General features: G+C 60.3%; 1 protein-coding gene. It reads left to right on the plus strand.

The genetic code is table 11. The annotated features are described in order from the left end of the window. The coding region (locus NCS28_RS33155; RefSeq protein ID WP_502801275.1) for a DUF7164 domain-containing protein at positions 1-229 on the plus strand (229 nt) is incomplete at both ends.

The following is a 229-nucleotide window of genomic DNA, read 5'->3' on the forward strand; positions in this document are numbered from 1 at the left end:
TCGGGACTGTGCGCGGGCGTGGGCGGCTATGCGTACCAGGATGACGTGCGTGTGAAGTTATCGGAAGTGAGCGCGCGATGGGGTTATCCGCATTCTGGAATGCATAACGTCGGTGCGTCGGTGCTCGGTTCGGCGCAGTGCGTGACGAACTTTCTCATCGCGCAGATGCAAGCATGCAATCGCTTGTGGCGCGAAGAGTTTAGCGAGTACGAGGGCGTGTGGCCCGGAT

Origin of the sequence: Caballeronia sp. INDeC2 (genome assembly GCF_023631325.1) — a bacterium.
Lineage (GTDB): Bacteria > Pseudomonadota > Gammaproteobacteria > Burkholderiales > Burkholderiaceae > Caballeronia.